The following is a 20604-nucleotide window of genomic DNA, read 5'->3' on the forward strand; positions in this document are numbered from 1 at the left end:
TTGGCGTTCGTTATTCCGGTCTACTCAGCCACGATCTGTCTCAGTCGAAGGAGGGGCTGGACGTGCGGGATCGCTTCAGCTCGAAGAACTCGGGGAATTCCGCCATCATGACCGCGCCGTCGAAGATGCGCCCGGCTTCCTCTCCGCGGGGAATGCGTGTAAGAACCGGACCGAAGAAAGCCGTTCCGTCGAATGCAACGACTGGGGTTCCAACCTCGTCGCCGACCCTATCGATGCCCTCCTGGTGCGATGCCCGCAACTGGGTGTCAAAGTCATCGCTGGTGGCGTACTCGGACAGAGAAGCGGGAAGACCGGTCTCTTCAAGTGCCTCACGGATCACTGCTTCGTAATCGGAGGCGCCGCCATTATGGATGCGGGTGCCCATGGCGTCATAGAGCTTCTTGATGTTCTCCCGCCCGTGTAGCTCGGAGGCGGCGATGATCACCCGCACCGGAGCCCAGGCACGATTCATTAGCTCCTCGTAATCCTCAGGAAGGTCCCGGCCTTCGTTGAGGACAGACAGGCTCATCACATGCCAGTCAACTGAGACCTCGCGAACCTTTTCGACCTCTCCCATCCAGCGGGAGGTAATCCAGGCGAACGGGCACACCGGATCAAACCAGAAGTCGGCCTTTTTTGCGGTCTGGTTGGCAGCAATCATGAACAAAACTCCTAGGCGGACTTGTTACGGCGCTTGGCCACTACGTCATGGGAGATCAGTGTGGGCTCGGCCGATTTGTCGACAACTGCTCCGCTGATGACCACGGTTGCGATGTCTTCCCGGCTTGGGAGGTCAAACATCACAGGAAGGAGGACCTCTTCCATGATGGCGCGCAGTCCCCTGGCGCCGGTTCCGCGCTCGAGAGCCTGGTCGGCGATTGCTTCCAGTGCCTGTGGTTCGAAGACCAGCTCCACACCGTCCAGGGCGAACATCTTTTGATACTGCTTGATCAGCGCATTCTTGGGCTCCGTCAGAATCTGCATCAGGGCCGGCCGGTCAAGGTGCGTGACGGTGGTGATCACTGGCAGGCGTCCAATGAACTCCGGAATCAGACCAAACTTGAGGAGGTCCTCCGGCATGACATCGCCGTAGCTGACTTCCTCGTTCGTGAGCGAACTGAGCGGTGCGCCGAAGCCGATGCCCTTCCGCCCTGCCCGCGAACCAATAATCTCCTCCAGCCCTGCGAAAGCACCTGCAACGATGAAGAGCACGTTGGTGGTGTCGATCTGGATGAACTCCTGGTGTGGGTGTTTGCGTCCGCCCTGCGGCGGCACGGATGCCACCGTTCCCTCCAGGATTTTCAGCAGCGCCTGCTGGACACCCTCACCCGAGACATCCCGGGTGATTGACGGATTCTCACTCTTACGCGAAATCTTGTCGATTTCATCGATGTAGATAATGCCTTGCTCAGCCTTCTTGACGTCATAGTCAGCTGCCTGGATGAGCTTTAGCAGGATGTTCTCTACGTCTTCACCTACGTAGCCGGCCTCGGTCAGTGCAGTGGCGTCAGCAACTGCAAACGGCACGTTCAGCCGCCTTGCGAGGGTCTGCGCGAGGTACGTCTTGCCGCAGCCCGTGGGTCCGATCAGCAGGATGTTCGACTTTGCGATCTCGACATCTTCAGCCGGAGACGCATCCGACAGGTTAGCCGAGGCGCGGGGCGTGTGGCCCGACTGGATCCGCTTGTAGTGGTTGTAGACAGCCACAGCCAGCGATCGCTTGGCCGGCTCCTGTCCGATGACGTATTCCTGCAGGAAGTCGAAGATTTCACGGGGCTTCGGCAACTCGAATGTACCGAGATCAGCAACTTCGGAAAGCTCTTCCTCGATGATTTCATTGCACAGTTCTATGCATTCGTCGCAGATATATACGCCCGGGCCCGCAATGAGCTTCCGGACCTGCTTCTGGCTTTTGCCACAGAAAGAGCACTTGAGTAGATCGGTGCTCTCACCAATGCGAGCCATGTGTCAGTCCCCTAACGTGGTCCTGGAGTGTTCCGTCTAGATCTTTGGCCGCTGCCAACTGCTGCAATGGGACGGTCTCCATGCGTCGACTAGGTTCCACTCTAGGCCACTTGGTGCCCCGAATCAGCAATATAGCGCCCGTGGTCTTTCCCCATTTGGAGGGACCACGGGCGCCACTGTCACCAGCTACGGCTTGTTGATCTTCGGCGGTGTGATTTTGCGTGAGGTGAGTACCTCATCCACGAGACCGTAGGCCTTTGCATCTTCGGCGGTCAGAATCTTGTCCCGCTCGATGTCAATGTTGACCTGCTCGGAGGTCTTTCCGCTGTGCAGCGCGAGGGTGTCCTCAAGCCAGGCCCGCATACGCATGACCTCGTTGGCCTGGATCTCGAGGTCCGAAGCCTGGCCGCCCTGGCCGCCGCCGAGTGCCGGCTGGTGGATCAGCACACGGGCGTTGGGAAGCGCAAGGCGCTTGCCGGGGGCACCAGCGGCCAACAGCACGGCTGCCGCGCTGGCAGCCTGACCGAGGCAGACGGTCTGGATCTCGGGACGAATGAACTGCATGGTGTCGTAGATGGCGGTCATCGCCGTGAACGATCCACCGGGAGAGTTGATGTACAGCGTGATGTCGCGCTCGGGGTCAGTGGACTCAAGAACGAGCAGCTGCGCCATCACATCATCCGCGGAAGCGTCATCCACCTGAACGCCAAGGAAGATGATCCTGTCCTCGAACAACTTCGTGTAGGGGTCCTGGCGCTTGAAACCGTAGGGCGTGCGCTCTTCGAACTGCGGAAGGACATAACGGCTTGTCGGCAGCTGGGGAGCCCGGCCGCCGGCTGCGGCCTGGAAATCGTGGTTCATGGTGCCTCCTGTGTGGCAGGTCTATCTGTGTGGCAGGTCTATGGGAGTGGGCGTGATGCGGGTCAGTCGCGCTGGGTTCCGCCGCCGCCGGAGACGGATCCGGCATGCGCCGAAATATGGTCAAAGAACCCGTATTCCAGGGCATCCTGCGCCGTGAACCACTTGTCCCGGTCATTGTCCTTGAGGATGGTCTCCACCGACTGTCCGGTCTGCTCGGCGGTGAGTTCGGCCATAACGCGCTTCATGTGCAGGATCAGCTCTGCCTGAATCTTGATGTCAGAAGCGGTGCCTCCGATCCCGCCGGACGGCTGGTGCATCAGGATGCGGGCGTGCGGGGTGGCGTAACGCTTGCCCTTGGTGCCGGAGGACAGCAGGAACTGACCCATCGAAGCTGCAAGGCCCGTAGCCACTGTGACGACGTCGTTCGGGATGAACTGCATGGTGTCATAGATGGCCATGCCCGCAGTCACTGATCCGCCGGGTGAGTTGATGTAGAGGAAAATGTCCTTCTCAGGATCTTCCGCCGACAGCAGGAGCAACTGCGAGCAGATGGCGTTAGCGTTTTCGTCCCGCACTTCAGATCCGAGCCAGATGATCCGCTCCTTCAGAAGCCGGTTGTAGATGTAGTCGTCACGGCTGGCAGGATCAACGGTTGCCATGGTCGGTGTGGTGGATTCGGATGCCATTGCTGATTGACCTCTCACTCAGGTTTTTCTCTCACTGGACACTAACCTGTTTGCGTACTGTTTTGCTCCCGTGCCGTGAGCTGTTCGCTGACGGCGTTAGGAAGCGGGAGGCTTAACGGCAGATGCCGCCAGCAGGGCGCTGACGGCATCTGTTTCCGCTAGGTCGAGCTAAGCCTTCGTGGACTCCGCATCCGCTTCATCAGTGTCTGAAGCGGGAGCATCGGACTCGACAGCCGACGCCTCGACTGCCTCCTCGGAGGCCTCCTCAGCCGCTGTCTCGCTCTCCGCCTGCTCAACATCTCCGGCCGGGCGAACGAAGTCCGAAAGGTCGACAGTTTCGCCGTTGGTATCGGTAACCACTGCAAGCTCCAGAACCTTGGCCAGGGCCTTGCGACGGCGGACTTCACCGACGATCATCGGTACCTGTCCGCTCTGGTCAAGCATCTGCGCGAACTGGTTTGGTTCCATGCCGTACTGGCTTGCCGACGTAACGATGTAGTCGATCAGCTCGTTCTGGCTGACACCGATTTCTTCCTTCTCGGCGACCGCATCCAGGACAATCTCATTGCGGAATGCCTGCTCGGTGTTCCCGCGAACCTCTGCGCGGTGTTCCTCGGTGTCGTGGTCCGCGCCGGCCGAGTGGCTGCTCTCCGAATTGAAGTGCTGCTCAAGCTGCTCTTCGATGACGGATTCAGGCACCGGAACCTCGACGAGTTCCAGCAGTTTCTCAAGCACCTTGTCGCGCGCTTCCACGCCCTGCTCAACGAGCTTGTCTTCTGAAGAGCGCTTCGCCAGATCAGCACGCAGCTCATCAATGGTGTCGAACTCGCTGGCGAGCTGAGCGAAATCATCGTTGGCGTCAGGGAGCTCGCGCTCTTTCACGGCCTTCACCGAAACCGTAACCTCGGCAGCCTTACCGGTGTGCTCGCCGCCGGCGAGCGTGGTCTCGAAGGTCGACGACTCGTCAGCACTCAGGCCGGTCACGGCTTCATCCATGCCTTCCAGCATGGTGCCGGATCCCACCTGGTAAGAGATGTCGACAGCGGAGTCCACTTCTTCGCCGTCGATCTTGGCAGTCAGATCAAGGGTCAGGAAGTCACCGTCGGTAGCGGGGCGGTCCACATCCTTGAGGGTGCCGAAGCGTCCGCGCAGCTCGTCAAGTGACTTCACGACGTCTTCATCAGAAGCTTTCGCAGCCTCAACGGTGACTTCGAGCCCGGAGTACTCCGGAAGTTCAATCTCGGGGCGGATATCGAGCTCAACCGTGAAGAGGAGCTGGCCGTCCTGCGCCGTGGGGTCGGGAACCTCGGTGATTTCCACCTCGGGCCGGCTCAGCGGGCGGATCTTCATATCCTGGACGGCACTTTGGTAGAAGCCATTGAGGCCGTCGTTGATGGCCGTCTCGATGACGTAACCGCGCCCTACCCGCTGGTCAATCAGCTTGTTGGGGACTTTGCCTTTGCGGAAACCCGGAACCTGCACCTGGGTGGCGATGGTCTTGTAGGCAGCTTCGATGTTCGGCTTGAGTTCCTCGAAAGGGACCTCCACGTTGAGCTTCACTCGCGTGGGAGTGAGGTTTTCGACAGCGCTCTTCACAGCCTAGTTCTCCTGAATGATAGGGATCGGTTCTGCACCGGGTATACGTATCCCGCGAAGGATCATGTCTGCACTGTTTGGTGCAGGTTTCTGCACCGTTGAACACAGAGTCGGGGTGACAGGAGTTGAACCTGCGACTTCCTGCTCCCAAAGCAGGCGCTCTACCAAGCTGAGCTACACCCCGTTGAAGTGCAGAGGCAAGTCTACGAAAGAAACCGCAAGGTTGCACATTTTGAGAATTCGACGCCCTTATGGTGTAGTTATATGCGTTCCAGACCAACCCGGAAATCGCACAGCTTGCACTGCGATCCAGTCCTTAGGTTGTCACGGGGATGTAGCTTAATGGTAAAGCCTCAGTCTTCCAAACTGATTACGCGGGTTCGATTCCCGTCATCCCCTCCACCTCCCCCATACCCAGCTCTCCGGCCCCTTCCGCATCTGGATCAGGCAGCCTGACAGTATGGACACCAGTACAGCTTGCGAGCACCCATCTCTGCCATCGCCACCGACGTGCCGCAGATTCGGCATTCCTGCCCGGTCCTTTTGTAGACGTAGTGGGCCTCCTCAGCGGGCACAGCGGAGCCGTTCCCTGCGCCGGAAGACCGATGGTTCGGCGTCGTCGTAATAATGCGTCCTGCACGCACGCCCTCGTTCATCAGTAGAACCAGGTCTTCCCACAGTGCCAACGCGCCAGCATCCCCGAGCGCCGGGCCCGGGAGCCATGGATGCACACGACGCCGGAAGAGCACCTCGGCGCGGTAGACGTTGCCGACTCCGGCGATCACGGCTTGATTCATGAGCGACAGGCCCACGGCGGTGCGGGTCCGCTGTACCCGTGCAATGAATTCCGCCGGAGGAGTGTCCGGGTCCAACGGATCCGGCCCAAGCCTGGCAATGATTGCATCCCGCTCCGCGCCGGTAATGACTTCGCAGGCTGTCGGCCCTCGCAAGTCCGCCCAACCGTGTGCGGAAACGAGCCTCACGCGGACTGCTCCCACGGGCGGTGGTGGGCCGGCATAAACGGCGGGGGCGTCGTCGTCGGCGGTTTCCCTCTCCCCCACGCGCCGGGGTGCGCCGATGCTGGACGCTCCCCGGAACCGACTGTCACCACCGAAGCTCCACGCACCGTACAGACCGAGGTGAACACGCATTACCAGGTCATTGTCGAACTCGAGGAACAACTGCTTGCCGTGTGCGCGGGCGCGGGTCAGGACAGCTCCGTCGATACGTTCCGCGCCTTCGGCGAAACGGCCCTGCGGACTGCTCGCCCTCAGCGCCTCACCGGCGAAGACCGAGGTGAACTGGCGTGCGAGCCGGTGGATGGAATGTCCCTCCGGCACTACGGAAGAATCTCGCCGGTGGTCTCGTAGGCAGCGATCTTGCTGATGCGCCGTACGTGCCGCTCAGCACCGCTGAACGGCTCCTCCAGAAAGGCTTCGACAATGGCGGTGGCCTCTTCGAGAGAGTGCTGGCGCCCGCCCAGCGCCACCACGTTCGCGTCATTGTGTTCGCGCGCAAGCCTGGCAGTGTCCAGGTTCCAGGCCAATGCTGCGCGTACCCCACGGACCTTGTTCGCAGCAATCTGCTCCCCGTTGCCTGAACCGCCGAGCACGATGCCGAGCGCCTCGACGCCCGAAAGCTGATCGTCAACCACTGCCAGCGCCGCTCTTATGCAGAAGGAAGGGTAATCGTCTTCTGCATCGTAGACGGAGGGACCGTGGTCGATCAGCTCGTGCCCCTTCGCGCTCAGATGAGTAACGAGGTGCGCACTGAGCTCCATGCCGGCGTGGTCGGTTGCAATATGAACGCGCATGTAGGGGTCCGTTCCAGGAAGGTTGCAGGTTTCCCTCCCAGATTAGTGCCTGCCGAGCGGCGGTGCCGCAGCAAGCCCGGCTATCGCTCCTGAACCCTGGAGTCCTAGTTTTCTCCAAGTAGCGAAGTACATCCTTTTCATACATCCAAGGGAAGGAAGAGCGATGTCTGTATCTCGGCGACAGGTCCTCACAATGGGGGGACTTGGGGTAATTGGAGCCGGGGCGCTGGCCGTTCCGTTCAGCTCCGTCAGCGCCAAGTCAGCGAGCAGCCTGGCAGATGGGGATATGCCCGTACCGTATCGCGTTGCGCTTACCCAGGCTCCGGTGCTGGAACCCTACGCGGTGGGGCGTGCTCCTGACGGCGCGAAAGTGCATTACTACAGCGTCACGCAGAAGGCCGGTACCGCCAGAATCCTTCCGCGCCTGTCCACTCAGATTCTTGGTTACAACGGGATCTTCCCTGGCCCCACGATTGATCTGGTTCAGGGGACGCGGGCTGTGCTCAAGGTTCGGAACCAGCTTCCGCCGACACATCCGGTATTCGGTTATCGGATATCGACTTCGACGCATTTGCATGGTTCTGCGTCGTTGCCGCAGTTTGACGGTTATGCCAGTGATGTGACTCCTCCTGGGTTCGCGAAGAACTACGAGTACCCCAACTTCCAGGCTGCACGCAGCCTCTGGTACCACGACCACAACGTGCACACCACCGCGAAGAACGCGTATTCCGGATTGTCAGCACAGTTCCGGCTGCATGATCCGGCCGAGCGGGCCCTGCTGCCTCAGGGCGAGTTCGATGTTTCTCTCACGCTCTCGGACGTCATGTTCGCCGCGGACGGCAACCTCGCCTATGACGACAATTCCTTCTCCGGGTTGTGGGGAGATGTGATCCTTGTGAACGGAAAGCCCTGGCCGGTGATGAAGGTCCAGCGGCGCGTGTACCGCTTCCGTATCCTCAACGCGTCTATCTCGCGCTCCCTCCGGCCGACGCTCAGCACCGGTGAGCCGGTGCATGTGGTGGCCACCGACGGGGGACTCATGCCTAGGACGCAGTCAGTCGACTCATGGCGCCACGCCGGCGCCGAGCGGTACGAAGTGCTGATTGATTTCTCTGGGTACCAGCCCGGGCAGCGGATTGAACTGCGGAACCTTTCGAACAAGAACAACGTCGACTACGACTTCACCGACCGGATCATGGCCTTCGATGTCACGGACCAGCCCGTGGACACCTCCGATCACACGTGGAAGACCATCCCGCAGACATTGGCTTCCAGTGAAGTGATGGACCTGCGTCCGGCCCGCGACACCCGGGTGCGCAAGTTCCGTGTGAAGAGAGATGACAGCGTCTGGGTCATCGGGGAAGATTCGTGGGCAGACATCATTGCCAGCGGGTATCGCCGGGTATGCGCTGATCCAGGCCTAGGAGACACCGAGATCTGGGAGTTCGAGAACAGTTCCGGCGGGTGGTTCCATCCGATCCACATCCACCTCATCGACTTTCAGATCCTCAGCCGCAACGGTCGTGCACCTTTCTCCTATGAAATGGGCCCGAAGGACGTTGTGTATGTGGGCGAAGGGGAAACCGTTCGCCTGCTCATGAAGTTCGGGCCGCACCGCGGTAAGTACATGATCCACTGCCACAATCTGCCGCACGAGGACCACGACATGATGACCCAGTTCAGCGTGGGCCTGAAGCCGGGCGATGTGGACCTCAACGATCCGATGAAGGCCGCACCCGCTTTCTGGGACGGCGAGTAAGCCCTCCGCCTCGGCATCTCAGTCCAGGCGGCATTCCCGGCAAAGGGAAGGCCGCCTGGACTTTTCTGTGGGTGGATACGGACTGCGGTAGGTGTGCGTGCACAATGGAACGCTCCCGGAGGGACCCGGCTTCATCAGGCACAGCGCACGACGGCGATTGGGCGCCTTCCGCTATCGCCCGGCCAATGCTGCGGCTGCGTGTTCCTTGGAGGCCACGGCGAACGTCTCCGGTATTCGTTCCCTGAGTCTGCGTGCAGAGCAGGCCGACGACGGCGGTGCAGGTGTCCGCTGCCGGTGGGCAGCTCGACAGCCGCGGGGAGGCCATAGCTTGCGGCTGCTCCGCAACAAGGATCGGGCAGAGCGATCAGACAAGGGAAAGGCCTCCCGCGCCGTACAGGGCGCGGGAGGCCTTTCTTGTCCAGGGGCGGGACTGCCCCGTCGGCGGTTAGAGGATGCTGGTCATACCATTCCAGCCGGAGCCGACCTGGACCTTCTTGAGCCACCCGCCGGAACCATTGCCGGGGTACAGCCACAGCCTGCCGTCCCGATCACGGGCAAGGACGTCAACGTTCGTGTCGCCGTCGAAGTCGCCCGGACCGACGATGCTGGTCATGGTGTGCCAACCAGTGCCGACCTGAGCTTTCTTGAGCCATCCGCCGTTCCCGTTGCCGGGGTACAGCCACAGCCTGCCGTCCCGATCACGAGCGAGGACGTCAACGTTGGTGTCGCCGTCGAAGTCACCCGGACCGACAATGCTGGTCATGGTGTGCCAACCGTTGCCGACCTGAACCTTTGCCAACCACCTGCCTGCACCGTTTCCGGGGTACAGCCACAGCCGACCGTCCCGATCACGGGCAAGGACGTCAACGTTCGTGTCGCCGTCGAAGTCACCCGGGGCCAGGATGCTGGTCATGCCATTCCAACCGGAACCGACCAGGACCTTCGTCTTCCAACCGCTGTCACCATTGCCTGGATACAGCCACAGCAGACCCTTAGCATCCCGTGCCAGGACGTCGGGGTTGGTGTCGCCGTCGAAGTCACCCGGAGCCAGGATGCTGGTCATACCGTTCCAGCCAGTACCGACCTGAACCCGCGTGTCCCAGCCACCGGCAGCATTGCGGGCGTACAGCCACAGCTTGCCGTCAGTGCTCCTTGCGAGCACGTCCACGTTCCCGTCACCGGAGAAGTCGTGGCCGTCGATGCCGGCTGCAGGCGGAGCCGGAGGATCAACGACCGGCGGAGTGGGAGCGTTGATGGTGAACACCCATTGCCCGAGTGGACTGATGTTGCCGGCAGCGTCAACTGCAATTGCACGGAGCGTTGTGGTCTGAGCTATTGCGATCGGCGCGGTGTACAGCGTGCTGGCCACCGTAGGTTCAGTCCCATCCGTGGTGAAACGGATAGCTGCGCCTTCGCTCGCCGCGAGTGTCGCCGTCGTCACTGCGGTGAACGTACCGCCCGGCGTTGTGGTTGTCAGCTCCGGAGCCACCGTATCGATCGTGTACGTCTCCGAAACGATTGGCGATGCGACTCCCTGATTCACTGCGATGAACTGCAGAACCGTGTCCGCATTGATGGTGATGGGTCCGGTGTATAGGTTGCCATCGGGCTCGGGAGGCGTGCCGTCAGTGGTGAAGAAGATCGGCAAGTCACCCGGGGTGGATGTAAGCGTCACGGTTTGCGGCGCATTGAACACTGCTCCTGCAACGCTGGCCGCTACCGTCGGAGCTTCCGGAGGCGTGGCACCGACAGTCTTGCCCTGGACAACGAAGTCCGTGGTCCTTGTTCCGATCTGCTCCCGAACCGGCACGTTATCGGTCGTCAAGACCTTATGAATCTCGAAGAAGTTGGTGTCGTAGGGGCTGCCAGTGACGGCGTGAGGTGTACTGCCATCTCCGAGATAGCCCGCGGGTGCCCCTTCAGTCCACCGCAGGAACGGTCCAATCTTCGCTTCGAGCAACGGCGAGAAGTCCCCGTTGCCGTTCATGCTTCCGAGATCCTCCGTGTAGCGCAGGCTTCCGGTGTCATCAGCGACCACCAGGAACTTCCCGTATGGATGAGTGATTTCGTAGGTAGCGCCGAATTCGAAAACTTCATCGCCCCGAATACGGATGCGCCCGAAGGCGACTTCGTCTCCCACCGCGGCACCCTCGCCGGTGAATGCTGCTTCCAGGGCGAGCGTCAGGCGCACCTCTTCACCGTCGACCGGCAGGAACGCCTCAGCGGCCCACCAGAAGGACTCACCGGGGAAGTTCCGCGGGAACTGCAGTGGGTCGAGCGGCGCCGGCAGTTCTTCGATGATGGGACACAGCGGATCGTTGAGGCACAATTCCAGCTTCACTGGGTCCTGTGCGGCCACGCCGTCACTAGCTGCCCACCCATTGTCCTCAAGGAATGAGGGATAGCCGTGCTGACCGTCTCCGGAAACTGCAACGGGACCTACGGTTTTCAGGTTATGTATGACGTACCGGAAGTCCCGGATTTCGCCGGCCCTATCTGTTGCATCAACCGACATCGCCCGGATCAGCGTGGTGCTGCCCACTGTGATGGGAGTGTCAGTGAACTCCACCGTGGCGGCGGTCGGGTTCCCGCTGTCATCGACGGTGGGATCGGATCCGTCCAACGTGTAATAAATCCGCGCCGGTCCCGCACCCTCCGCGGTAGTTCCGGTGAGTGTCACCTGTTGTGGACCCGGATGGGACAGCCGTGTCGCATCCGGTGACGCAGCGATCCACGGACTGGAGGCGTCGAGGTTATAGGTCTCGACCTGAACGCCGGTCCGCTGGGTCGGCTCGGTCAGGCTGACGGCCATGTACTTCAGTGTGTTCGCACCCGGGATGGCCAGAGTGACCGGTGCAACGTCAGTATCCGTGGCTGAAGGCGTCCAGGTTAGTCCGTTGCTGACGCTTCCGTCCGCGGCCACTACGGGTTCAGTGCCGTCGGTCGTATAGACGACCTTCGCCTCGTCGGGGAAGGAGGTCTGGATATTTACGGTCGTGGCGTTCTTGTAGATTCCACCGGGCTTATCCACGTTCACCCGCAAGGTGGCGATTTTGCCCTGGACCGCGAAGAGGTTTGTTTCGACCCCAGAGTCGGGGAAGCCTGGCCCTTCAAGGCGGAAGAAGTTCGTATTGGAGGGACTTCCGGTTACGGTGTGCTCAACGTTCGGATCGCCGATCGATGCCGATCCTTCTGGAAGATCAGAGTCCCACGTGAGGAACGGGCCGATCTTCCCGTCGAGCGGCTCGGTCCAATCACATGGCTGCTGAAGGCACCCAAGATCCTCCGTGAAGCGCACCCGTCCCCGGTCGTCTGCAGTGACGCGGAAGACGCCATACGGCGTCGTCGCCGTATAGGTTTCCAACGGTTGGGCTCCATCAAAGCGGATACGCATCCGGGCGAACGCGTTCTGCTGGCCCTGCGCAACGTCGCCGGCGCCTCCGAACGCCGCTTCCGTGGCCATGATGAGACGAGCCTCTTCGTTGTTTGGCAATGGCAGAGACGCTTCTGCTGAGTACCAGAACGACTCCTCCGGGAAGTTGCTCGGCATCGCCAGCGGCAGCGTCGGATTGTAGGCTTCTCCGACCACTGGGCAAACCGTGGCTACGTCAATGCACAGCTCCAGCCGAACACCGTTGTTGTCGCCGTACCAGTATGGGTAGCCAGTTTCGGGGTTCACTGGACCGACGCTTCCCTGCGTGCCCGTTGCTATAGCTGCCGGAAGTATTGCGGCCGACAGCTGAGGTACTGCCCCAGCTGGTGGTGGACCGAAAGTGGACAGGAGCACAACGGCTGAAGCAGCAATACCTGTCCCCCTCCACATCCTGTTTGCGCGCGGGGTTGCCCCTGCCGCGGTATGCGTTCCGTTCGATTTCATCATCGTCTCCCTGATGGTTTCCGAGTCCCCCGACGAACGAGACCGCTCCCGGGTGAGGCAGAGGTAAAACTTGCCCTGGGGCAACTGTGCCGAGTGGAGCCTGCGATTACCTTGGGCTGGTCGACGTTGCGACGGCCGGCGCCCTGCCCGTCCCCGAGGAAAGATCATGGGAAAGTCACCCGTGCTGCAAGCGGCGCGGGTGACCTTCCCATGTTGGAGGCGTAGTGGTTAGAGGATGCTGGTCATACCATTCCAGCCGGAGCCGACCTGGACCTTCTTGAGCCACCCGCCGGAACCATTGCCGGGGTACAGCCACAGCCTGCCGTCCCGATCACGGGCAAGGACGTCAACGTTCGTGTCGCCGTCGAAGTCGCCCGGACCGACGATGCTGGTCATGGTGTGCCAACCAGTGCCGACCTGAGCTTTCTTGAGCCATCCGCCGTTCCCGTTGCCGGGGTACAGCCACAGCCTGCCGTCCCGATCACGGGCAAGGACGTCAACGTTGGTGTCGCCGTCGAAGTCGCCCGGACCGACAATGCTGGTCATGGTGTGCCAACCGTTGCCGACCTGAACCTTTGCCAACCACCTGCCTGCACCGTTTCCGGGGTACAGCCACAGCCGACCGTCCCGATCACGGGCAAGGACGTCAACGTTGGTATCGCCGTCGAAGTCACCCGGGGCCAGGATGCTGGTCATACCGCTCCAACCACTGCCGACCTGAACCTTCGATTTCCAACCGCTGTCACCATTGCCTGGATACAGCCACAGCTTGCCCAGGCCGTCCCGAGCGAGGACGTCCGGATTTCCGTCACCGTCGAAATCACCCGGAGCCAGGATGCTGGTCATACCGTTCCAGCCAGTACCGACCTGAACCCGTGCATCCCAGCCACCGGCAGCATTGCGGGCGTACAACCACAGCTTGCCGTCGGCACTTCTCGCCAACACATCCACGTTCCCGTCACCGGAGAAATCATGGCCATCCAATCCGTCCGGCACCGGCACCGGCGTCGGGGTTGGTGTCGGATCCGGTGTCGGTGTCGGATCCGGTGTGGGCGTCGGTGTCGGTGTCGGATCCGGTGTGGGCGCCGCCGCGGTGTAGGTGTAGGTCACCTCATTGGAGACGCCGGCCGGCGTCGTAATGAAGATCGCAACCGGTCCCGCTGTATTCGCTTCGACAGTGAAGGACAGCTCCGTGTCGGACACGACGGTGACGTCATCATCAAGGAATGATGCAGGTCCCATAGTCACCATGGTTGCGTCGGATAGGAAGCCCGCGCCTCGTAACGTGACCACGGTGGTACCTTCCAGCGGACCTGTGTCCGGAGTGATGGACGTGATGACTGGAGGCGCAGCCGCTGCAATGTAGGTCAGATCCACGGTGCCGCTCGTGCCAACCGGAGTGGTGACGCTCAGCGGTGCAATCCCTGCCGGATGGGCCGGCGCATTCACAATGAGCGTTCCTGTGTTCATTACCTCTACGTCGTCCGGAGAAATTACAGTGTCCCCGACGGTGACGCTTGTCTGTCCCCTGACGAATCCCGATCCGAACACCCAGACCTCCTCGCCTCCGGTCGATGCCGTATCGTCCGGATCGACTTCCTCAACCTCCGGGGCCTCGGGAGCAGGTTCGGCATAGGTGAATTCGAGCCCGTTGGTTGTTCCGGAGGGAGTCGTTGCAGTCACCACTGCCGGGCCAGCGGTGCCTGCCGGAGTAGTAAAAGTGAGTTCCCTGTCGGACACGACGACGACTCCGCGTGCTTCGGTCCCACCAATGGCAACTGTTGTGTCCGCTGTGAAACCGGACCCTCGGAGCGTCACCGCGTCTCCCCCGGTACTGACGCCATTTGCCGGCAGCAGTTCTTCCGCCGTCGGCGCTTCCGGTGCCTCCAGATGCTCGCAGTTCACGTCTCCAATTGAGATGCGGCCAAGCCAGATTGTAGCGATCTTGCCCACCTCGGGAGCTGACCCGGTGAGCGAGAGGTTGACAGTCAAGCCCGAAGCTGTGGCTGAAGAGGCGTTCTGGGTGGCTGTGGCCGGTAGAACTCTGGCGACAAGTTCAGCGGCTGTCATCCCCGGCACGGTCGCCGCTGCTGCGATCCTCTGCCCTTCCACTGGCACCTCGTCCATGTCAACCGGTGTTCCCAGAATGGTCACATCCTGGGAATCCGTCTCGGCTGCGGGGGAAGTTCCGGGTAGGCAGTCCGCGGAGGAGGCCACTTGTTTTGCCTCTACCGCTGCCAAGCCGAACATTGAAACCGACAGATCCTCGACGAGAACCGAGCTGGTTGTTCCTTCCGCGCCTGACGTCGTCGTGAGCGCAGCGGTACCTGCCACGCTGGCTCCTGTCAGCGCACCGAGATGCGCTGAGAGGTCCGGTATGGCAACTTCGCCCGTCGCCTCAATTGCTGCACCTGCGTCTACGTCCAGCAGGATTGAGCGGCCCAACTCCAGCGACAGTTGCAGTTTCACGGCCGACGCATCCGCATCGCCGGGGGCGCCGAGCGTTGGCGTTGCAACCATCGCTGTGCCACCAATCGCGAGCGCCGACGCTATCGCGGTGACCCTCGCAGTGCTCCATCTCGAGGACATATTCACACTCCTATGCAATCCGGACAGCCGCATCGCCAAACCGCCACCGGTGGCGGGACGTTGCACGACTGCGTGCTGATGCAACGGTAAGGAAGGGACCTTGTGAACAGGTTGAGCTCGGCCTTCAACCGGACAGCGCTATCGCCCGCGCAAGGGCAACGGCGAAATGGTGAAGGTGCACCGTTCTGCGTAAGGTGGATCACACCGCGTTACCGCGCGGTACCACTCCCCCACTCTCGGAGGCATCACCTTGCCAGGTATGAACCTGACGCGGGACGAAGCACGCCAGCGCGCGGCCATAGTCAGCGTCCACAGCTACGCCATCAATCTTGACCTGACCCGTGGTGACTCGATCTTCGGGTCAACCACCGTAGTGTCCTTCGACGCCGAGCAGGGTACATCGACGTTCATTGACGCCGTCACCGCATCGGTCCACCGGGTGACGCTCAACGGTGTAGACCTTGATGTGGCGGATGTCTCTGACGGCGTGCGCATCCGTCTGGATAACCTTGCTGTGTCCAACGAGCTCGTGATCGATGCCGACATGCTCTACATGAACACCGGTGAGGGCCTGCATCGCTTCGTCGATCCAGTCGACAATGAGGTGTACCTCTATACGCAATTCGAGGTTCCGGATTCCCGTCGTGTTTTTGCCGTCTTCGAGCAGCCGGATCTGAAGGCGACATTCCGATTCACCGTGACTGCGCCGTCGCACTGGGATGTCATTTCCAACTCCCCCACGCCCCAGCCCGCTGAAGCCGGCTCGGCTGCTGAAGGCGGGGCACGCTCCACCTGGGCCTTCGAGCCAACACCGGTGCTCTCTTCCTACGTCACGGCCCTCATCGCCGGGCCGTACCAGTCCGTGCGCAGTGAACTCACGAGCTCGGACGGACGGACCATCCCCCTCGGCGTCTTTGCACGCAAGTCGCTCATGCAACACCTCGACGCCGAGAACGTCTTCGAGCTGACCCGCCAGGGCTTCGAGTTCTTCGAAAAGCAGTTCGGCGCCCCTTATCCGTTCGAGAAGTACGATCAGCTGTTCGTTCCCGAGTTCAACGCGGGAGCGATGGAAAACGCCGGCGCGGTGACCTTCCTTGAAAGCTATGTGTTCCGTTCCCGGGTGACCGAAGCCACCATTGAACGCCGCGCTATCACTATCCTCCATGAACTCGCCCACATGTGGTTCGGTGATCTGGTGACCATGCGCTGGTGGAATGACCTGTGGCTCAACGAGTCCTTTGCAGAGTTCATGTCCACCCTGGCGTCCGCGGAGGCAACGAAGTTCACACAGTCGTGGACCACGTTCGCATCCCTCGAGAAGGCCTGGGCGTACCGTCAGGACCAGCTGCCCTCCACCCATCCCATCGTGGCTCCGATCAATGACCTGGAGGACGTGCAGGTCAACTTCGACGGCATCACCTATGCCAAGGGCGCTTCCGTGCTCAAACAGCTGGTGGCGTGGGTCGGTCAGGACAAGTTCATGCAGGGAGTGCGGGAATACTTCGGCAAGCACGCCTGGTCCAATACCGAGCTCTCCGACCTGCTCGTCGAGCTTGAGAAAGCAAGCGGCCGTGACCTGAAGGAGTGGTCAGCCCAGTGGCTGGAAACGGCCGGTGTCAACACCCTCCGTCCGGAGATCACTTCCAACGACGACGGCGCTATCACCTCCTTCGCGGTCCAACAGTCCGCGGTGGCGGACTTTCCGACGATCCGTTCGCACCGCTTGGCGATCGGTTTCTATGATTTGAAAGGCAACGGGCAGCTTGAGCGCTCGCACCGGGTTGAACTCGATATTGCGGGAGAACGCACGGCTGTCGATGAACTCATCGGGTTGCAGCAGCCGGATCTTGTGCTGCTCAACGACGACGATCTCGCCTACGCGAAAATCCGGCTTGACGACCGGTCGCTGCGAACCGCTACCCGTCATCTGAAGGACTTCAGCGAGTCCCTGCCCCGCACGCTGGTGTGGGCGTCGGCCTGGGATGCAGCCCGCGACGGAGAGACACCTGCACGCAATTACGTCGAGCTGATCCTGCAGAACATCGCCTCAGAGTCTGACTCCTCAGTGGTTCTGGTGCTCCTGCGGCAACTCGCAACCACTCTCGCCCTCTACGTGAGTCCGGCTGACCGGCAGCCAATGGAGATAGCTGCCGCGGACAGCCTGTGGCAGTTGGCGGAGGGTGCTGACGCCGGGTCGGACTCGCAGCTACAGTTCGTGAAGGCGTTCGCCGTTCACGCTCAAACCGGACCACAGCTCGACATCATCGAACGGATCCTTGACGGTTCCGCTGCACCAGAGGGACTCACTGTGGATGCTGACCTGCGGTGGGAGCTATTGACCAGCCTCGTGGTGGGTGGCCGGAAGACCCAGAGGGATATTGACGCCGAACTCGAGCAGGACGCCACGGCCACCGGCGCCCTTGCCGCCGCGCAGGCGAAGGCAGCCATCCCGACCGCTGAGGCAAAGGAGGAAGCCTGGACGGCCATCGTGGAGCGCTCAGACATGCCTAACGCTGCACAGCGTTCGGCGATCGCCGGCTTCACACGGGTCCATGACACGAATCTTCTGGAACCTTTCGCCGGGAAGTACTTCGCTTCGGCGAAGGATGTGTGGGCAAACCGCACGCATGAGATCGCCCAGCAGATTATTGTCGGCCTCTATCCATCGCGACTGACTACGCAGGGCACACTCGCGGCCACTGACGAGTTCCTGGCAACTCTGGATCCGGACCTTGCCTCGCTTCGCCGGCTCGTTCTGGAAAACCGGGACGGCGTGGCACGCGCTCTCAGGGCGCAGGCAGCAGATAAGTAGCGAAGAAGCCGCTGGTTGCACCCGTTGGCCGGTCCGCGCACTGCGGTTATCGGCCAACGGGTGTACTTTGTGGCTATGAACCTCTCTGAGCATCACTATCAGGTACGCGTGGTGTGGACGGGGAACCGCGGTGCCGGCACATCCTCATACCGGTCCTACACCCGCGATCACGAGGTGGCATCAGCCGGCGTCCCCATCATTCCCGGGTCGGCAGACCCGACGTTCCACGGCAATCCCGAACGTTGGAACCCGGAGCAGCTCCTCCTTGCCGCTCTTTCGCAGTGCCATATGCTGTCCTATCTTCATATGGCGGTCAAGAACGGCATTGTCGTGACTGCCTATGAAGATGCGGCCGAGGGAACCATGCGGCTCAACGCTGATGGCAGTGGTGAGTTCACCGGCGTCATACTGAAGCCTCGGGTCACCATCACGGACAGCACGGTCAAACATACGGCCCAGTCAATCCACACCGACGCGGCTGCGGCCTGCTTCATCGGACGATCAGTCAATTTCCCCGTCTTGCATGAACCGGTTGTCATGGTTGGCGGCACAGCGAACCCGGTCACCGAGCTTTCCCGCCAGAAGACCACCGCCTGACCAGCTAATCTAAGCGGCGCAGCGCGATTGCCGCCGGGAACCAGTGTGCGCTCGCGCCTGCCGACGACGGGTAATCTTGAGCTGCCCGACGAGCCCTGAATGTTCCCGGCCGCGTACAGCCCGATGAAAGGTATTCCCATGCAGTTTCTTGACCAGCTCGGTTACGGCGGAAACATCATCGCCGCCGCGCTGATCCTGCTGGCCGCTCTCATACTCTGGCTCATACTTCGCGCGTTGATCAACCGCATGGTGAAGCGTGTGCAGAACGGCTATGAGATGTTCAAGAAACCGCATTTCCAGTGGGCGCAGCCGGTGTTGCGCACACTTGACCACAAGCGGCGAATGCAACGAGCCGAGACCATCGGTGCGCTACTGCGCAGCACGACGGCGGTCACGATCGCGATCATCGCGCTCATGACCGCAATCGAGCAGCTCGGAGTCAACATCGGTCCTATCCTCGCAAGCGTCGGGATCGTCGGTATTGCCATCGGTTTCGGAGCCCGGGAAGTAATCCGGGACGCGTTCCTGGGATTTTTCATCACCATCGAAGATCAGTACGGCATCGGCGACGTCATCGAGGTGGGAGATACCGTCGGGGTTGTGCAGTCCGTCGGACTGCGAATCACACGCATGGTGGATGAGAACGGTGCAATCTGGTACATCCGCAACGGTGACATCATGAAGGTAGGCAACAGGACACAGGGCAACTACGTTCCGCCCGCAGCAGATGACGAAAAGGTGGAAAAAGCCAATGAGCAGTGAAACACCCGGTCCGATTCCCATCCCGTCGAGATTCGGTGAACCGATTGCCCAGTTGACCCCGGTGGGGCCGCGTTTTGACCAGCCGTCTTATACCGACAACTTTTACGAGGCCGTCGGTGGGCATGAAACGTTCGTCCGCCTGGTCGATGTGTTTTACGCCGGCGTGGCATCGGATGAGTTGCTGCGTCCCATGTACCCGGAAGAGGATCTGGGTCCAGCCAAGGAACGCCTCCTGTTGTTTCTTGAGCAGTACTGGGGCGGACCGAAAACCTACGGTGAGACTCGTGGCCACCCCCGTCTGCGGATGCGCCACCAGCCCTTCCACGTCACACCGGCTGCCCGCGACCGCTGGCTGACGCATATGCGCGACGCCGTCGATTCCCTTGAACTTTCACCGCTGCACGAGGCGACGCTATGGGACTATCTGGATCGGGCGGCACATTCCATGGTCAATTCAGCCTGAGGTCTGCAGAGCCCTGCTGCGGTTTAGAGAACAGCGGCCTGGCGTACGAGGACGTGCCCGGTTCCCGTACTCAGGCGCGTCCAACGGTTGTTGGTGAAGATGCTTGCCCGCTCGCCCGGTTTCAGGAAACCGAGGACAAACGCACCAAAAGCTGCCCCTGCGGGCAGATCCGCCGGTGCCTCTGCAACCGGGCGTCCCCAAATGATGCCGCGTGCGTTGTTCACAACGATGGCGCCGGGAGACTGCGGCACTGATTGAGCCACTTCCCGGATACCCTCCGAGGCAGCGGCGAGCAGCAGGTCAGTTGACATCGAGCCTTTCGATTCCCAGCCGGCCCGCGGCGGCAGAACTCCAGCCCAGATTTCAGTGACCGTTGTCGGCGGCACCGGCAGAACGACGTCGTTCTCCGTCATGCGGGCCAGCCGGTCGGACACGGACGCTAAAGCCACCGTTGTGTCCAGCTGTCCCGGTTCCGCGAGCGGAATGGTGCGCAGGCCGAGGACCGTCGGCGTCGCCTCGCCGAGAATGCGGGGGGCGAGGATGCATACGTACGCCGCCAGCACCTTCCCGCTGGCTTGGAGACGGACTGCTCCGTCCTCGGCTGCGCGTGCGCGTCCCACGTAAGTGCGCAGGTCCAGCATCACCTGTGGATCGGCAAGTGAGAGTTCTCGGGACATGGTGGAGGGTTGAGACATGGTGCAATTCTCTCATCCGCGCAGTTGAGGCTGAACGCCGCGCAGTCTAATGTCGGTGATGGTTCCACTGAAGGCATGCTGCCGGATGAGCCGGGAGCCGTCCAGGCACAGCGCCGTGTAGTACAAGGA

General features: G+C 61.3%; 15 protein-coding genes and 2 tRNA genes. 6 read left to right on the top strand and 11 right to left on the bottom strand.

What is annotated here, in order from left to right:
- Positions 1 to 40: 40 nt before the first annotated feature.
- The 6 genes from ACZ2GY_RS09475 to ACZ2GY_RS09500 form a co-directional block, all read right to left on the bottom strand.
- On the bottom strand, positions 41 to 661 hold the full coding sequence (locus tag ACZ2GY_RS09475; protein WP_346028217.1) for a mycothiol-dependent nitroreductase Rv2466c family protein: 621 nt from the start codon (positions 659 to 661) through the stop codon (positions 41 to 43).
- An 11-nt stretch (positions 662 to 672) separates the two neighbouring features.
- Positions 673 to 1965 (bottom strand): ATP-dependent Clp protease ATP-binding subunit ClpX, encoded by a 1293-nt coding sequence (gene clpX / locus ACZ2GY_RS09480; RefSeq protein ID WP_277357281.1) that lies wholly within the window; start codon positions 1963 to 1965, stop codon positions 673 to 675.
- A 186-nt stretch (positions 1966 to 2151) separates the two neighbouring features.
- The gene (locus ACZ2GY_RS09485) at positions 2152 to 2826 is read right to left on the bottom strand and encodes an ATP-dependent Clp protease proteolytic subunit (protein WP_056549360.1); all 675 of its coding nucleotides are present in this window, start codon (positions 2824 to 2826) and stop codon (positions 2152 to 2154) included.
- A 62-nt stretch (positions 2827 to 2888) separates the two neighbouring features.
- Positions 2889 to 3485, bottom strand: a complete 597-nt coding sequence (locus tag ACZ2GY_RS09490) for an ATP-dependent Clp protease proteolytic subunit (protein ID WP_056549607.1) — start codon at positions 3483 to 3485, stop codon at positions 2889 to 2891.
- A 195-nt stretch (positions 3486 to 3680) separates the two neighbouring features.
- Positions 3681 to 5108, bottom strand: coding sequence for a trigger factor (gene tig / locus ACZ2GY_RS09495; protein ID WP_277357280.1), 1428 nt, complete (start codon positions 5106 to 5108; stop codon positions 3681 to 3683).
- A gap of 110 nt (positions 5109 to 5218) precedes the next feature.
- Positions 5219 to 5292 (bottom strand) — tRNA-Pro (locus tag ACZ2GY_RS09500).
- 144 nt (positions 5293 to 5436) lie between these two features.
- On the opposite strand from ACZ2GY_RS09500, the gene ACZ2GY_RS09505 reads away from it, so the two are divergent.
- Positions 5437 to 5510 (top strand) — tRNA-Gly (locus ACZ2GY_RS09505).
- Between the two features lie 41 nt (positions 5511 to 5551).
- On the opposite strand, the gene ACZ2GY_RS09510 is transcribed toward ACZ2GY_RS09505, so the two are convergent.
- On the bottom strand, positions 5552 to 6448 hold the full coding sequence (locus tag ACZ2GY_RS09510; protein WP_471671755.1) for an Fpg/Nei family DNA glycosylase: 897 nt from the start codon (positions 6446 to 6448) through the stop codon (positions 5552 to 5554).
- Positions 6448 to 6921: a ribose-5-phosphate isomerase gene (locus tag ACZ2GY_RS09515; RefSeq protein WP_277357278.1), complete on the bottom strand. Its 474-nt coding sequence runs from the start codon at positions 6919 to 6921 to the stop codon at positions 6448 to 6450. The genes ACZ2GY_RS09510 and ACZ2GY_RS09515 overlap by 1 nt, the downstream gene beginning before the upstream one ends.
- Before the next feature lie 163 nt (positions 6922 to 7084).
- On the opposite strand from ACZ2GY_RS09515, the gene ACZ2GY_RS09520 reads away from it, so the two are divergent.
- Positions 7085 to 8680: a multicopper oxidase family protein gene (locus ACZ2GY_RS09520; protein WP_471671756.1), complete on the top strand. Its 1596-nt coding sequence runs from the start codon at positions 7085 to 7087 to the stop codon at positions 8678 to 8680.
- A gap of 445 nt (positions 8681 to 9125) precedes the next feature.
- On the opposite strand, the gene ACZ2GY_RS09525 is transcribed toward ACZ2GY_RS09520, so the two are convergent.
- Entirely contained in the window at positions 9126 to 12359 is a 3234-nt protein-coding gene (locus ACZ2GY_RS09525) for a chitobiase/beta-hexosaminidase C-terminal domain-containing protein (protein WP_471671757.1), read from the bottom strand.
- 426 nt (positions 12360 to 12785) lie between these two features.
- Positions 12786 to 15146, bottom strand: coding sequence for an IPT/TIG domain-containing protein (locus tag ACZ2GY_RS09530; RefSeq protein ID WP_471671758.1), 2361 nt, complete (start codon positions 15144 to 15146; stop codon positions 12786 to 12788).
- 259 nt (positions 15147 to 15405) lie between these two features.
- Between ACZ2GY_RS09530 and pepN the strand changes: the two genes are divergently transcribed.
- From pepN to ACZ2GY_RS09550, 4 genes are all read left to right on the top strand, one after another.
- On the top strand, positions 15406 to 17958 hold the full coding sequence (gene pepN / locus ACZ2GY_RS09535; protein WP_471671759.1) for an aminopeptidase N: 2553 nt from the start codon (positions 15406 to 15408) through the stop codon (positions 17956 to 17958).
- Positions 17959 to 18033: 75 nt separating this feature from the next.
- Positions 18034 to 18555, top strand: a complete 522-nt coding sequence (locus ACZ2GY_RS09540) for an OsmC family protein (RefSeq protein WP_277357273.1) — start codon at positions 18034 to 18036, stop codon at positions 18553 to 18555.
- A gap of 138 nt (positions 18556 to 18693) precedes the next feature.
- Positions 18694 to 19317 carry a mechanosensitive ion channel family protein gene (locus ACZ2GY_RS09545; RefSeq protein WP_277357272.1) on the top strand — a complete coding sequence of 208 codons (624 nt, stop codon included), beginning with the start codon at positions 18694 to 18696 and terminating at the stop codon, positions 19315 to 19317.
- Entirely contained in the window at positions 19307 to 19780 is a 474-nt protein-coding gene (locus ACZ2GY_RS09550) for a globin (protein ID WP_277357271.1), read from the top strand. Before ACZ2GY_RS09545 ends, ACZ2GY_RS09550 begins: the two co-directional genes overlap by 11 nt.
- 23 nt (positions 19781 to 19803) lie before the next feature.
- On the opposite strand, the gene ACZ2GY_RS09555 is transcribed toward ACZ2GY_RS09550, so the two are convergent.
- Positions 19804 to 20475, bottom strand: a complete 672-nt coding sequence (locus ACZ2GY_RS09555; protein WP_346028211.1) for a DUF8185 domain-containing protein — start codon at positions 20473 to 20475, stop codon at positions 19804 to 19806.
- Between the last annotated feature and the right edge of the window lie 129 nt (positions 20476 to 20604).

The sequence above is a fragment of the Arthrobacter sp. KKT183 genome, from assembly GCF_055657625.1.

Bases quoted from the DNA above. Each gene is read 5' to 3' on its own strand.
- pepN (WP_471671759.1), top strand. From the start codon at position 15,406: ATGAACCTGACGCGGGACGAAGCACGCCAGCGCGCGGCCATAGTCAGC.
- ACZ2GY_RS09515 (WP_277357278.1), bottom strand. From the start codon at position 6,921: ATGCGCGTTCATATTGCAACCGACCACGCCGGCATGGAGCTCAGTGCG.
- ACZ2GY_RS09540 (WP_277357273.1), top strand. From the start codon at position 18,034: ATGAACCTCTCTGAGCATCACTATCAGGTACGCGTGGTGTGGACGGGG.
- clpX (WP_277357281.1), bottom strand. From the start codon at position 1,965: ATGGCTCGCATTGGTGAGAGCACCGATCTACTCAAGTGCTCTTTCTGT.
- ACZ2GY_RS09490 (WP_056549607.1), bottom strand. From the start codon at position 3,485: ATGGCAACCGTTGATCCTGCCAGCCGTGACGACTACATCTACAACCGG.
- ACZ2GY_RS09530 (WP_471671758.1), bottom strand. From the start codon at position 15,146: ATGTCCTCGAGATGGAGCACTGCGAGGGTCACCGCGATAGCGTCGGCG.
- ACZ2GY_RS09475 (WP_346028217.1), bottom strand. From the start codon at position 661: ATGATTGCTGCCAACCAGACCGCAAAAAAGGCCGACTTCTGGTTTGAT.
- ACZ2GY_RS09550 (WP_277357271.1), top strand. From the start codon at position 19,307: ATGAGCAGTGAAACACCCGGTCCGATTCCCATCCCGTCGAGATTCGGT.
- ACZ2GY_RS09485 (WP_056549360.1), bottom strand. From the start codon at position 2,826: ATGAACCACGATTTCCAGGCCGCAGCCGGCGGCCGGGCTCCCCAGCTG.
- ACZ2GY_RS09555 (WP_346028211.1), bottom strand. From the start codon at position 20,475: ATGTCTCAACCCTCCACCATGTCCCGAGAACTCTCACTTGCCGATCCA.
- ACZ2GY_RS09520 (WP_471671756.1), top strand. From the start codon at position 7,085: ATGTCTGTATCTCGGCGACAGGTCCTCACAATGGGGGGACTTGGGGTA.
- ACZ2GY_RS09545 (WP_277357272.1), top strand. From the start codon at position 18,694: ATGCAGTTTCTTGACCAGCTCGGTTACGGCGGAAACATCATCGCCGCC.